The sequence below is a fragment of the Marinobacter nauticus ATCC 49840 genome (assembly GCF_000284615.1).
GTDB lineage: Bacteria > Pseudomonadota > Gammaproteobacteria > Pseudomonadales > Oleiphilaceae > Marinobacter > Marinobacter nauticus.
Map to the genome: position 1 here is coordinate 999721 of NC_017067.1, position 12948 is coordinate 1012668.

General features: G+C 53.7%; 10 protein-coding genes and 2 pseudogenes. 6 read left to right on the plus strand and 6 right to left on the minus strand.

The features are described 5' to 3' along the window. The first annotated feature begins 66 nt into the window (after window positions 1-66). The gene (locus MARHY_RS04605; RefSeq protein WP_014420755.1) at window positions 67-1515 is read left to right on the plus strand and encodes a DegQ family serine endoprotease; all 1449 of its coding nucleotides are present in this window, start codon (window positions 67-69) and stop codon (window positions 1513-1515) included. Between the two features lie 378 nt (window positions 1516-1893). Here the strand turns inward: MARHY_RS04605 and MARHY_RS18470 are convergent. After that, window positions 1894-2223: pseudogene (locus MARHY_RS18470) on the minus strand (cytochrome c biogenesis CcdA family protein); the annotation flags it as partial. A gap of 184 nt (window positions 2224-2407) precedes the next feature. On the opposite strand from MARHY_RS18470, the gene MARHY_RS04610 reads away from it, so the two are divergent. The 3 genes from MARHY_RS04610 to MARHY_RS04620 are packed head-to-tail and all read left to right on the plus strand — an operon-like array spanning window position 2408 to window position 7174. Continuing rightward, the gene (locus tag MARHY_RS04610; RefSeq protein ID WP_014420756.1) at window positions 2408-2944 is read left to right on the plus strand and encodes a TetR/AcrR family transcriptional regulator; all 537 of its coding nucleotides are present in this window, start codon (window positions 2408-2410) and stop codon (window positions 2942-2944) included. Between the two features lie 23 nt (window positions 2945-2967). Beyond that, a complete protein-coding gene (locus MARHY_RS04615; protein ID WP_008172291.1) occupies window positions 2968-4122 on the plus strand; it encodes an efflux RND transporter periplasmic adaptor subunit in 1155 nt (384 codons plus the stop codon). Window position 4123: 1 nt separating this feature from the next. Further along, window positions 4124-7174, plus strand: coding sequence for an efflux RND transporter permease subunit (locus MARHY_RS04620; RefSeq protein ID WP_014420757.1), 3051 nt, complete (start codon window positions 4124-4126; stop codon window positions 7172-7174). A 15-nt stretch (window positions 7175-7189) separates the two neighbouring features. Here MARHY_RS04620 and MARHY_RS04625 read toward each other — a convergent pair whose 3' ends face one another. The 3 genes and pseudogenes from MARHY_RS04625 to MARHY_RS19070 all read right to left on the minus strand — a co-directional run. Continuing rightward, window positions 7190-7804 carry a substrate binding domain-containing protein gene (locus MARHY_RS04625; protein WP_227716182.1) on the minus strand — a complete coding sequence of 205 codons (615 nt, stop codon included), beginning with the start codon at window positions 7802-7804 and terminating at the stop codon, window positions 7190-7192. Beyond that, window positions 7761-8825, minus strand: a complete 1065-nt coding sequence (locus MARHY_RS04630) for a TolC family protein (RefSeq protein WP_014420759.1) — start codon at window positions 8823-8825, stop codon at window positions 7761-7763. Before MARHY_RS04630 ends, MARHY_RS04625 begins: the two co-directional genes overlap by 44 nt. A gap of 275 nt (window positions 8826-9100) precedes the next feature. After that, window positions 9101-9211, minus strand: a pseudogene (locus MARHY_RS19070) (IS5/IS1182 family transposase); the annotation flags it as partial. An 899-nt stretch (window positions 9212-10110) separates the two neighbouring features. Here MARHY_RS19070 and MARHY_RS04635 point away from each other — a divergent pair. Beyond that, window positions 10111-10725: a tyrosine-type recombinase/integrase gene (locus tag MARHY_RS04635; protein ID WP_014420762.1), complete on the plus strand. Its 615-nt coding sequence runs from the start codon at window positions 10111-10113 to the stop codon at window positions 10723-10725. 123 nt (window positions 10726-10848) lie between these two features. Here MARHY_RS04635 and MARHY_RS04640 read toward each other — a convergent pair whose 3' ends face one another. Both MARHY_RS04640 and MARHY_RS04645 read right to left on the minus strand, forming a co-directional pair. Then, complete coding sequence (locus MARHY_RS04640; RefSeq protein ID WP_014420763.1) at window positions 10849-11205, minus strand: DUF3703 domain-containing protein; 357 nt, start codon at window positions 11203-11205, stop codon at window positions 10849-10851. A gap of 64 nt (window positions 11206-11269) precedes the next feature. Beyond that, window positions 11270-12166, minus strand: a complete 897-nt coding sequence (locus tag MARHY_RS04645) for a cation efflux transmembrane domain-containing protein (protein WP_014420764.1) — start codon at window positions 12164-12166, stop codon at window positions 11270-11272. 172 nt (window positions 12167-12338) lie between these two features. Here MARHY_RS04645 and MARHY_RS04650 point away from each other — a divergent pair, with 172 nt between their 5' ends. Next, a complete protein-coding gene (locus tag MARHY_RS04650; RefSeq protein WP_041343552.1) occupies window positions 12339-12806 on the plus strand; it encodes a hypothetical protein in 468 nt (155 codons plus the stop codon). The last annotated feature ends 142 nt before the right edge of the window (window positions 12807-12948 follow it).

The window sequence follows — 12948 nt, forward strand, 5'->3', positions numbered from 1 at the left end:
AGCTCTATAAACGCAAGTAAAATCAGGGGGTTCTACATGCCAGAAAAAAATATAGAAGCTGCCCGTATGCCTTCCCTGGCCAGGCCCGGGGCCATGCTGGGCGTTCTGCTGATGCTGGCTGCCATGGTGTCGGTATTCTGGAGCCAGGGCGTCGCAGCCAGAGGCCTGCCGGATTTCACTGAGCTGGTGGAAGATAACTCCAGTGCGGTGGTGAATATCAGCACTACGACGGATCCGGGCAGCCAGAGCTCTGGCTTCCATGGGCTCCCTTTTGATGAAAGGCAACTGGAGCAGTTGCCGCCTTTCCTTCAGGATTTCTTCCGCGGCCCGCAGTCTCCTTTTGGTGGTTCCCCTCGGCCGCAGCAGCCGCGCAGGAGCATGGGCTCCGGCTTTATTGTGTCAGCGGATGGTTACGTACTGACCAACAATCACGTGGTTGAGGGTGCCGATGAAGTGATTGTGCGCCTGAATGACCGCCGCGAATTTTCCGCCACTATCGTGGGTACCGATCCCCGCTCAGATATGGCGGTTCTCAAAATCGAGAATGGTGAAGACCTGCCGGTGGTCAGCGTTGGACGTTCCCGGGATCTGAAAGTCGGCGAATGGGTTTTCGCGATCGGCTCGCCATTCGGGTTTGACTACACGGTGACGGCGGGCATTGTCAGTGCTCTGGGCCGCTCGCTGCCATCTGAGAACTACGTGCCGTTTATCCAGACCGACGTTGCCATTAACCCCGGTAACTCCGGTGGCCCGCTGTTCAACCTGGAAGGCGAAGTGGTGGGCATCAACTCCCAGATTTACACCCGCTCCGGCGGCTTCATGGGAGTGTCGTTCGCCATTCCGATTGACGATGCCATGAACGTATTCCGCCAGCTCCGTGACAAAGGTACCGTCGCCCGGGGTTGGTTGGGCGTGCTTATTCAGGAAGTGAACCGGGATCTGGCCGAGAGTTTCGGGCTGCGCCGTCCCCGCGGCGCGTTGATTGCCGAAGTGATGCCGGATTCACCGGCGGAAAAGGGTGGCCTTGAGGCCGGTGATATTGTGCTGGAATACAATGGCGAGGATGTTCAGTTGTCCTCTGACCTGCCGCCCATGGTTGGCCGTACACCGGTGGGTGAATCGGCGCGCCTGACCGTGTTGCGAGGTGGTGATGAAATCACCCTCGACGTGGAAATTGGCAAGTTGCCGGAAGACGGCGATGACGCTGCCCAGCCGTCCACCGGTAGCCGCGACAACAGTGCGGGCGCACCGCTTGGGTTGTCCGTTGAGCCGCTGGCTCCCGAGACTGCCCGTTCAGTTGGCGTGGAAGGCGGTGTTGTGGTCGCCGGCGTAGATCGTGGCCCGGCGTTTGAGGCTGGTATTCGTGCCAGGGACATCATTACCGAGATCAACCGCCATCAGATTCGCTCTGTGGAGGATTTCCGGTCTGTGGTCCGCGACTTGCCGGAAAACCGGGCGGTTTCGGTCCGGATTGTAAGGCAGGGGCGGGCGATCTATCTGGTCATGAAGCCCTGAGTTAATAACGACATTTTATGAAAGTTCAGGCCCCCGGCGTGTCAGGACGCGTCCGGGGGCTTTTGGTTTTTAAGTCATAGTTTGTCCGCTTTGGACGAACACTATAAAAGCCATTCAATGCTTTTTGCCCACCAAGTTGACCCGGAATTTCTGTCATTAACGATTAAGCCGTTTTTAAACAAAAGCGAACGTTCAAGATCCTCCACTGCGAACCGGTTTTTAATTCAGTCCTGAAGAACAATGAGCCGCTTCAATGGTTCGGCAATGCAAAGCCATTAGTTAACGAAATAGCGGCCCCATTTGTTCATGAAACCTGTTTATACGCAGTATTTGAGCATGAAGCCATGGACCGTTCCCTGTAGTTTGGCTGTAGGAAGCTCAACCAAGCCTTCCGAGAACCGGAAACGTCGACAACATCCACGACGCAAAGAGTGTCATCCGACCGGTGAGCACCATTACTCCCATTACAACGAGCACCAAGCCAGCAAGCGCTCTCAGCAGTCTACTCCAGCGACTGAGCCAGCGTACTCGTTGCCGAAAGTGTTCAATAAACAGGGCGGTTCCGAGAAAAGGAAGAGCCAACCCCAACGAATACGCCGCCAGATACAGCATGCCCGCCTCAGCATTGGCATGCGTGGAGCTGAGCGCCAATATGGCCCCGAGTATGGGGCCTATACAGGGTGTCCAGCCGATGGCAAACGCGGCGCCAATTCCCCAGGTTGCAAGATCAGGAATTTAGTCTTCAGTAGGGCACCTACTTCGGTATACGCCTATATTTTCGGTTTGAAAATAAGTGAACGTTCATTTATTTTAGGCCGACCAATTTGAAGCGTTGAGCAGACAAATGCGGCAAAGAGACGACTCGAAACGAATAGCCTTCCTGGAAGCTACCGTGAGGGAAGTAGCAGATCACGGTTTTTCAGCAACCTCGGTTGGCAAGATAGCCAAGGCTGCGGGTTTGTCACCAGCCACGCTGTACATCTATTACGAAGATAAAGAACAGCTTTTATTGGCGACATTTTATTACGTCAGCGATCAGGTCATTGATGCGGCGCTGGACAGTTTTTCTCGCGGGAAAGATCTGCGTGAAGGACTGCGACGCCAGTGGCACACACTGTTCCGGATCGGCCTTGAGCGTCCGGAACTATTCCGCTACCACGAGACGTTCACGCATTCTGCTTGGATGACTCCCGAGATCCAGGCACGAAACGAAAGCCGAGCCGCAAATCTTTTGAATGCAGTTGATCAGGGAAAGCAATCCGGGCTGATCAAACCGGTACCTTTTCCACTTCTCGAAACGTTTATGTTCCGCCCGATTTACCACCTCGTTCAACGATGCCTGCAAGGGTCGTTCGAAGGTACCGATGAGCATATCGAATTAGCGTTTAATATGGCTTGGGATGCGGTTGCCGATCGTCGGAATACCTAATTTTTTCTGGAGAGTGACGCGTTATGAAATTCAAGATGGTCAGTACCGCCATGCCCTTGAGAGGCCTACAAGCGCTTGCAATGCTTTCGAGCCTCCTGGTGATGGGATGTTCGGCGGAGGCGCCCCCTCTGACACAGCAAACTGTCTACCCGGTAAAGCTCATGACGCTGGAGCAGGCGCAGTCAGGCACGCTCAATCAGTATCCGGGCAGAGTCTCGGCGTCTGACCATTCAGAACTCTCTTTCAGAGTGGGAGGAGAGCTGACGGAGCTGGCCGTTAAAGCAGGCGACACTGTGGAAAAAGGGGAGGTCGTTGCCCGCCTGGACGATCGGGACGCAAGAACCCGCCTGGAAAACGCCCGGTCAAATTTCAATCTGGCACAGGCCACCTTCGAGCGAATGCGAATATCGTTGGAGCGCCAGGCCATCAGTCAGGCCCGTTTCGATGAGGCCGAGGCCGAGTACCTCTCTGCCAGAGCGCAACTGGCCAGCGCGGAGGACCAACTTTCCTATACCGTTCTCAAAGCGCCATTTGATGGCGTCATTTCACGGGTGCCGGTGGATGTCTTTCAGGTTGTATCAGCGCAGCAGGCCATTGCCGAACTGCAACGGCCCGGCTCTATCGACGTCTCGTTCCAGATGCCTGAACAACAGGTCCGCCGCCTTCAACCACAGAGATCCAGGAACGTTCGCGCCAATGGCAACACTATCGCGTGGGTACAGTTTCCCGAGCTTCCCGATAAACGCTACGCCGCGAGCTACAAAGAGCATGACAGCAATGCCTCTCAGGGGTCGCTCAGTTATGAGGTTACCGTAACGCTCCCTGAACCCGAGGACATCACAGTGCTTTCGGGGATGAGCGCGACCGTTCTGCTTGATTACGGCACATTGGCTGGAGAGAGCGCCCCGTCGTGGCTGATACCAACCGCGGCGCTTGTAACACCTGACGCAGAACCCGGCACTAGCGTGGTTTGGCGATACGTGGCTGCTGCCGATGGTGAGAATGGCGATAACACGGGCAGCGTCGAGCCGGTGGATGTCGAGCCGGGTAAGAAAATGAACGATGGCGTGCTTGTTCGGGGAGAGCTCAGCCCGGGCGACAGAATCGTGGTTGCCGGCGCTCACCGGATGAACAGGGATCGTTCGGTCCGTCCCTGGGAAAAAGAGGGCGGGCTCTGAGATGGTCGATTATTTTCTTGATCGGAAGTCCATCAGCTGGATGGTCACGCTGTTGCTTGGGGTTGGGGGCATGTTCGCGTTTCTGGGTCTTGGCCAGCTTGAATTCCCGGAGTTCACGTTACGTTCCGCCTTGGTGACCACCCAATATCCCGGAGCAACGCCTCTTGAAGTCGAGGAGGAGGTTACGCTGCCTCTGGAAAAAGCGATCCAGCAGATGCCGGGCATCGATGACATTACTTCGGTGAACTCGGACGGCTTGTCGCAGATTACTGTCCAACTCAAGAAGACGGTCAGAGAAGGGGAGTTAGACCAGTATTGGGATATCCTTCGGCGAAAGATTAATGATGCCCAGCCTGGTCTGCCACCAGGCGTGAACACGTCCATCGTGAACGATGACTTTGGCGATGTCTTCGGCCTGCTGCTCACGTTGCGTGGTGACGGCTACTCGCTGAAAGATCTTGGTGACCATGCGGATCTCATTCAGCGAGAACTGCGATTGTTGGAGGGCGTCGCAAAAGTCAGTATCGGTGGTCGTGTCGACGAGCAGATGATCGTGTCACTGGACCGTGACCGTATGCGTGCTCTTGGCATCTCGCCAGAATACCTGGCAAGCCTTCTGAATGCGCAGAATACGGTGGGCAACGCTGGCCACCTGCGCAGTGAAGGGCTGTCGTTATCCGTTCAGCCAACCGGTCAGCTTGATTCCGTTCAGGCACTTGAGCAACTGGCAGTTGGAAGCGCTGATTCGGGTATTATCCGGCTCAGCGATCTGGCCGAAGTTCGCAGGGTGACCAATGACTCACCCGCCTTGCTTTACCACTCTGACGGATTGCCTGCTTTGACCATCGGCGTGTCATTTGCAGAGGGCACCAACGTTGTTGATGTAGGTGAGAGTCTCAATGAGGCTTTGAAACGCCTGGAAAAACAGCAACCCATCGGCATGACACTGAACACAGTGTATAACCAGCCTGAAGTAGTCGAGGAGGCAGTATCTGCTTTTCTCATGAACCTTGCTCAGGCGGTGGGCATTGTCATTATTGTGCTTTTGCTGTTCATGGGGCTGCGAAGTGGCCTGCTCATGGGGCTGATCCTGCTGATTACCATCATGGGTACATTCGTGCTTATGGCAATACACGGTATTCAGCTCCAGAAGATTTCATTGGGTGCGCTGATCATTGCGCTGGGGATGCTGGTCGATAATGCCATCGTCGTCACCGAGGGCATGATGATTGGCCTTTCCAAGGGCAAGTCCAAAAGGCAGGCAGCCAAAGAAGTGGTCTCGCAGAACCGGTACCCGCTGCTCGGCGCTACCGTGATTGCCATTACGGCCTTTGCTCCTATCGGCCTTTCACCAGACACCACCGGAGAATTCATTGGCTCCCTGTTCTGGGTTCTGTGCTACTCGCTTTTCCTGAGCTGGCTGACGGCACTCACTCTGACCCCGTTTTTCTTTGATATGTTCTATCCCGACAAGCTCGAGAGTGTCGGGCAGTCATCCGATAACGACCCCTATAAGGGAATTGTTTTCGTCGTCTTCCGCCGCCTGCTGACCTACGCGATTCATTATCGCTTCGTGACATTAACACTTGCGATCGCGCTTCTGGCTGGGGTTCTATCGTTCTCGGGACAGGTTAAGAATGCTTTCTTCCCGAATGCCACAACGCCACTCTTCTTTGTTGACCTTTGGTTGCCCGAGGGCGCCGACATCTTGCAAACCGAAGAGACCGTAAAGCGGCTGGAATCGCGCGTGAATGACATGGACCAGGTCGTTCAGGTGACCAGTGTCACCGGTGGCGGAGCCCAGCGTTTTACGTTGACGTATTCACCGGAGCAGCGATACGCCAGTTTTGGCCAATTGATCGTAGAGACCCGGGATAAGGCGTCGAGAGAGGCCCGTATGGAGGAAGTCATTGAGCAACTGCGTACAGACTTCCCGAACGTGCATTACAAAGTGCAGGCTTTGCAGGTGGGGCCCTCAGCCAAAGCCAGTCTTGAAGCTCGTATCTTTGGAGAAGATCCCGAAGAACTCCGGAAAATCGGTGTGCGCGTGCAGGCAATTTTTGAAAATGAACCTCTGGCCGACAGCGTGCGCTTGTCCTGGGGTAATCGGGAAGCCGTGATCGTACCGGAGTTCCTCGAAGAACAGGCCCGGCGCCTTGGCGTATCTCGCGAATCACTGCACCAGGCGTTGTTGCTGAATAATCAGGGGCAGCAGGTTGGAGTGTACCGTGAGGGGAGCGACCTCATTCCGATCATTATGCGGTCAAGAGAGGAGCAGCGTTTTGACATCGAAAACCTTACCTCGATCAATGTCTGGAGTGAAGAGCAGGGCCGCTATGTCAGCGCGGGCAACGTCATCAATGCCATCAATACGGAACTGCGGGATCCGTTGATAAAACGCAGAAACAGGGAGCGGATGTTGGCGGTTTATGCCGAACCCATGCCTTTGTCGGGGGAGACGGCGGCGAGTGTGCTGGAGAGGATCCGCCCGCAGGTCGACGCGCTGGAGCTTCCCCACGGCTATTCGATTGAGTGGGGTGGAGAGTACGAGACCTCATCCGAAGCTCAGACTTCGCTTTTCTCCTCGCTGCCTCTTGGACTGCTGGGGATGTTCATTATTTCGATGCTGTTGTTCGGTAGCTTCCGACAGGCTCTGTCTATCTGGATGATTGTTCCTCTCATGATGATTGGAATCATTGGTGGACTGGTATTGCTCGGCGCGCCTTTTACATTCATGGCGCTGCTCGGGACTCTGAGTCTGATCGGTATGGTACTGAAGAATGCCATTGTGCTGGTTGAGGAGATCAATATTCAGTTAGAACAGCAGGATGATGCATTCACTGCGGTGGTTGAGGCCGCGGTAAGCCGGGTACGACCTGTGCTTATGGCGGCCGTAACCACCATGTTGGGAATGATTCCTCTGTTCAGCGATGCCTTCTTCGCGAGCATGGCGCTGGTTATCGTGTTCGGTTTGGGTGTTGCAACGGTATTGACGTTAGTGGTGCTGCCAGTGGTGTACTGCACGTTAATGAGAATTTCTTATCATCAATAACGCACCCGCTGTTTTTCAGGCGTCTTTTTTTCCTCCGGACAAGCGATCCGGAGGAAAAAAGCCTCCGGCAATCATTGCATTCATCAGTTCGCCTACTTTTGCACGCAGGTCATCCCTCAACAACCTCATTGCCGGCGTTATTGACTGTCGGGTAGGACAAATCAGCCACAGCTCGGATACCGGCGGCGCATAGTCCGGCATGATTGTGGTGACACGGCCTGCAAGCAGATCATCCGACATATCAAGACACGATTTTATCGCAAGACCGCGACCAGCGACGCACCACCGGCGAACCAGATCGCCATCGTTTGAGGCGCGATCGCCCGTCATTTTGACTCGATATTCCTCGTCTCCCCGTTTGAACGTCCAGAGGTCAAATGGGATGTCCTGCAACTGATAGAACAGTCCGTTGTGGTTCTCAAGGTCATCAGGATGAATGGGGCGACCATGACGCGAAAGGTAATCAGGAGATGCGCAAAGCAGGCGCGGCACATCGCAAATTTTGAAGCCATACAGGTTGGTGTCACTGGGCGCGCCGTAGCGAAGCGCCATGTCGACCGAATCCCGGTAAAAGTCCACGTTGGTGTCAGTAATCTGAACTCTGAGATTCAAACCTGGATGCGTTGCCATCAATTCGTCGATCCAGGGCACAACGCGGTAGCTGACCGAGCAATGACCACACCGGGTTGCGCAATAGGGCGTCACTGGGCGATGTGCCTGTTTCGCTAAGCGCTGTTTCCAGGTTGATGGATGGCAGCATGTCCTTGTAGGCAACGGACGTTCGAAAATCATTTGCCCTGATAGCCATATAGGCCGCTTTAAGGTCCGGGCGACGCTGCAATGTTTGCTCTGCAAGGTCGGACAGGGGTAAAAGAACCTGCGGATAGTCGGCGGAAATGACCGTGCTAGCCTGGCTTCGCCCGAGCAACAGGTTCAACGCCCTTTGCTGTTGCTGCAGGGATTCCTGAACTGCAATCAATGTCGCCCTGGCACTGGCCGCAGAGCTTTGGGCGCTGTCCAGATCTTCAAGGTCACCCAGTCCCGAGCGGTAACGCTGAAGAATCCACTGTTCGTTTTTTTCCAATAGCTCCGCGCGTTGCTTTTCGATGGCAACGGAGCGATTCAGATTCACCAGTTTCAACCAGCCCTGCATGACCTCGGCTGCGAGCGTATCCCGCGCAGCTTGGTAGAGAGCCAGCTGTTCAGCAACGTCACTGGCGGCAGCCGACGCCTCATCAGAAATCTTCGACCACAAATCCAGCTCCCAGCTGATGCTGACGGTGCCGGTGTAGGCAGTATCTAGACCGTCAGTGTTATTCGCGACGAATCCAGCCTCGACGTCGGGGAGTTGATCCGCCTGAGTCGCTCGGTATTGAGCACGGAGAATTTGGAGTGAAAGCCGTGTTTGCTGGAAATCAGGATTGGCCGCGCGCGCTTCGACAATAAGCGCGTCCAGGTCATGGCTGTTGACCAGCTCATTCAGGTAGGCTGTTTCGAGACCAACCTCCATCTCAAACTTGGAGACGACGTTCTGACGCTCGGAATCGGCCTGAGCGAGATAGTCCGTTCTCGTGGACAACGAACTGCAGCCTGCAATAACCAGGCAGCATAAAGCAGTCAGCACTACTTTCGAGCAGGGCAAGCGATACATAGGTAAAGTCCATTCGGGCGCGGTCAAATCTGCGGTAAACGACGGGATACAGACTATCTAGGAGGTGGTTAATGGAGGGTTAAGACCTTCATGGACCTGCCTATTATCTACGGCGACGACCAATGGATGCTCCATGAAGAACAGGGCCATGCGCGTGTCACGAAGACCAAAGAAGCATTCGAAGCAGCCGCCGCCCCGACGTGGCGGAAGAGTACAAGAACTACTGCGGTGAAGGACGCATAAAATGGCTTAAAAACGGCGAACCTGTCACTCCGCATGTTGCTGAGCGCCGCGAACAGGTAGAACAGGTTGGTGTTCTTCGACAGGCTGCGATCGCGGACTTTGGCATAACTTAACTGCCGCTTGATGGTGCGAAAGGGATGCTCCGAGTTCAAAAAGTCCGTCAACTGGACCAGAGTGTTCCAGTGCAATTCCACGAATCGGCCCGTTAGGCTGGCGCTATCTTCCAAGCTGAATGTTCGCTTTGCGACCGTGACCTGCTACCCTCTTGCTCAACGAACCAGCCCAGATTTTCCAGATTTTCCAGATTTTCCATTCCAAATAGACGGCCGAAGCAGTTGATTACCCCCTTACATCTTTGAAAGAAAAAGCACGGTCAGCCACACTGGCTGAGAGCAAATTAAAAGAGAGAGAATTTCGAATGGTGAAGGTTAGCGTTTTAGGCTTTCTTGTCCTGATGTTTGCAAGCTCCGTATCGGCGCAAAGCACTTATTGTGATGATTTTGGAAACTGCTCGGGCGGCGGAGTAAACACCTACACGGACGACTTTGGAAACACATCCGGAACTGTCGAAGGGAGGTCCTACAATACATACCGAGATGATTTCGGTAACACGTCAGGGTCGATTGGAAACGAGAGCATCAATACGTATTCAGATGAGTTTGGGAATACAACGGGAACGATTGGCGGCGATTCAGTAAATCTTCATACCGATCAATTCGGAAACACGACCGGAACGATTGGAGGAGAGAGTGTGAACTGCTATACCGACAGCTTCGGAAACACCACCTGCTAATGATCAGTCGCAACTTCCAACGAAAAAGCCGGCCATAGAGCCGGCTTTATGATTTTTAAAGAGGCAATTTGCCGCCAAAGAAGTGTAAACACCCCCCCCCCGTTTTAGTGGCCCCGCTTACGAGATTACGCTCAAAAAAGACAGCCTCTGCCCAATTATCGAATGTCCGCTTTGCGACCTGGCTGGCCAGCAGAAAACAATATTCTGAACCATACTTAAAGGCCCTTCCCCTCCAAAGAGGGCCACGTCATGACATTTCCTATCAGCAAAGCTCCCTGGAACAAAGGGAAGCTTGTCGGCCAGAAGCTACCGCTCAAGCTCGAACAAATATGGGCTATCCGTATTCGGTTAGAGATAGCAAAGAACATCCGCGAACTGGCGATGTTCAACATGGCAATTGACTGCAAACTCCGATCCTGCGATCTGGTAAAGCTATTGGTTCGAGATATTTCCAGAAACGGTGAGGTTCTGGATCGGGCGCAAGTCATCCAGCAGAAGACCAGTCAGCCTGTTCAGTTTGAGATAACAAAAAAGACGCGCGAATCGGTCGAAGCATGGATCGAGTTGCGCCGACTCTCAGGTATGGATTATTTGTGGCCGAGCCGGATACGAAAGTCTGACCATATCACGACTCATCAATACGCCCGTCTTGTCAAAAAGTGGATTACCAGCATTGGACTAGATCCTTCAGTCTACGCAACCCATTCAATGAGACGCAGCAAAGCGACATTGATCTACAAGAAGACCAAGAATCTCCGAGCCGTCCAGTTGCTGTTGGGACACACAAATATGTCGAGCACCGTGCGGTACCTTGGTGTCGAGGTCGAGGATGCTCTGGAGATAGCTGAGAGTATTGAAATCTAGTTGCGTAACTTGTGTCCTTGGTTCCCTGTGGATGCCGCAGACGCTACCAGCTCCGGTCGATGATCACCCTCGACCCTCTTGTTTCGATCAGGCTCCTCCAGTCGCTAAACAAAAGCGAACATTCTAGTCACGCCTTCCCTCCGCCTCCGAAAGCACCACTGCCAAATCCTCGGGCACCGGCATGGGTGCAAACGCGCTGACGTTTGCACGACCGGTGTTTCCGACCGGAACCCAAATTCGGGAAAAGACCAGGGCGGCAATGGTTCGGGTCAACTGCCCCAGCACCTCACGAACGTCTCTTGTTCGCCAACCCAGTCTGAGCATCCGTAAGTGGGTTGCAGCGTGCGCCAGAGCATATTTCTGGCTGAGGATATGGGCACGTTCCAGATGGGTGAAGGCTGTCTGGAAATCGCCTGCGCCTTCCGCCCTGCCTGTCGCCTCAAGCTCCGCAATATAGGATGGCTTCAGTTCACTGTGCATTGATGTTTACTCCCCGTAGATTGGCAACGGCAAGCCGATAATCGACCGCCTGCCCCCGAAAGGTTCAGCCTTTCAGTGCCAGTATGCGTTTGGCACCCATCAAGACGATGCCACCGACAATTCCGCCAATAATCAGATCTGGGTAGTTGGACCCGGTCCAGGCAACGAGCAGCCCCGCAAGTATTACCCCCAGGTTGATGACCACGTCGTTGGCTGAAAATATCCAGCTGGCTTTCATGTGAGCACCGCCTTCACGGTGTTTTGCGATCAGGAGCAGGCAACTGATATTCGCAATGAGAGCAACAGAGGCGACGGCCATCATCATTAACGACTGAGGATCACTGCCGAACAGAAAACGTCTGCTAACTTCAACCAATACCCCAGCGGCAAGGATAAGCTGGAGGATGCCTGCCACATGGGCCGCTCTGACCTGCATTTTGATGCCGTGCCCAACGGCGTAAAGTGCGAGACCGTAGACGGCGGCATCGGCAAGCATGTCTAGCGAGTCTGCAATCAGGCCAGCGGACTGGGCGATCAGGCCCATCGTCATCTCGACCAGAAACATCAGGCCGTTGATTGCCAGCAGTATCCATAAAGTGCCGGATTCTTCGCTTTCGTTGGCCTTAGAAGATTCAGCCGCTCTGACGGATTCAGCGCTGGCGTCTTCTGTCCGCTGCAAGGAAGCACCCAGGCCCAGGTTTTCCAGTTTGCTGGTAATAGGACCGGTTTCTCCATGGTGGATAATTTCCAATGTACGACCCGATAAATCGAATGACAGCGACTGAATGTTTTCAACGCCAGTCAGTGCCATTCGAATCATTCGCTCTTCCGAGGGACAATCCATTTTTGGTATTTTGTAGGTGCTTAGCTGGCTACCTGTTTCGGCGGTGGCGCGTCCCTGAAACTTGTCATCTACGACAGAGTCTTCACTACCACACTGCCCATTGCAGGGTTTGCTCATTTTCTCGGCTCCGGTTTTCGTACAAATGATGCAATTTAAAACCCTGTAGCCACTACAGGGTCAATAACTAATCTACACTAGTAGTCGTCAAAATCGGCGTTTGTCTGGATAAAGATCTACAATGATAAGTGCGATGGTGTGGACGTCTAATTTTATTTCGAGGGTAAACTTTATGATTTCATTTAAAGGACTTACAGCAACCGCTGCGTTGTTGGTTTTTCCTGCATTCGTGCTAGCGCATGGTGATCAAGGCTCATGGCAAGGGCATGGTCCTGGCATGATGATGGATCAGGAGCAAATGCAACAGATGCACCAGAACTGGTCTCACATGAACCAGCTGATGCAACGCATTCCTGATGAAGCTTCACCGCAAGAACGGCAACGATTGATGCGAGAACACAGGGAGGCGATGCAAGAGCAAATGGGTTTTATGCATCACGGTATGATGGGCCCCGGCATGATGCGTGGACAAAACGGCATGATGGGAGGTCAGCACATGATGAACGGCGGCGGTAAATCAAAGAATGGTGGTAGTCTGTCTAACGAGCAACAAATTCAGATGATGCAGGAGCGCATGGATCAAATGCAGCTGATGATGGAGCAAATGCTGCAATACCAGCAAAATCTAAAGGTAGAGTGATCGAGAAGCCTTCAAATACTTTTACTTAACAGACGCGTAGTAACTGGCGAGTTTGATAGGCTGAAGTTTGTGAAAACGGCGCAGTAGCTGGGTTTCGGTCTCAACGAAATCCCTGGCCTTTTACGGCTGGAAGATGGCGCTC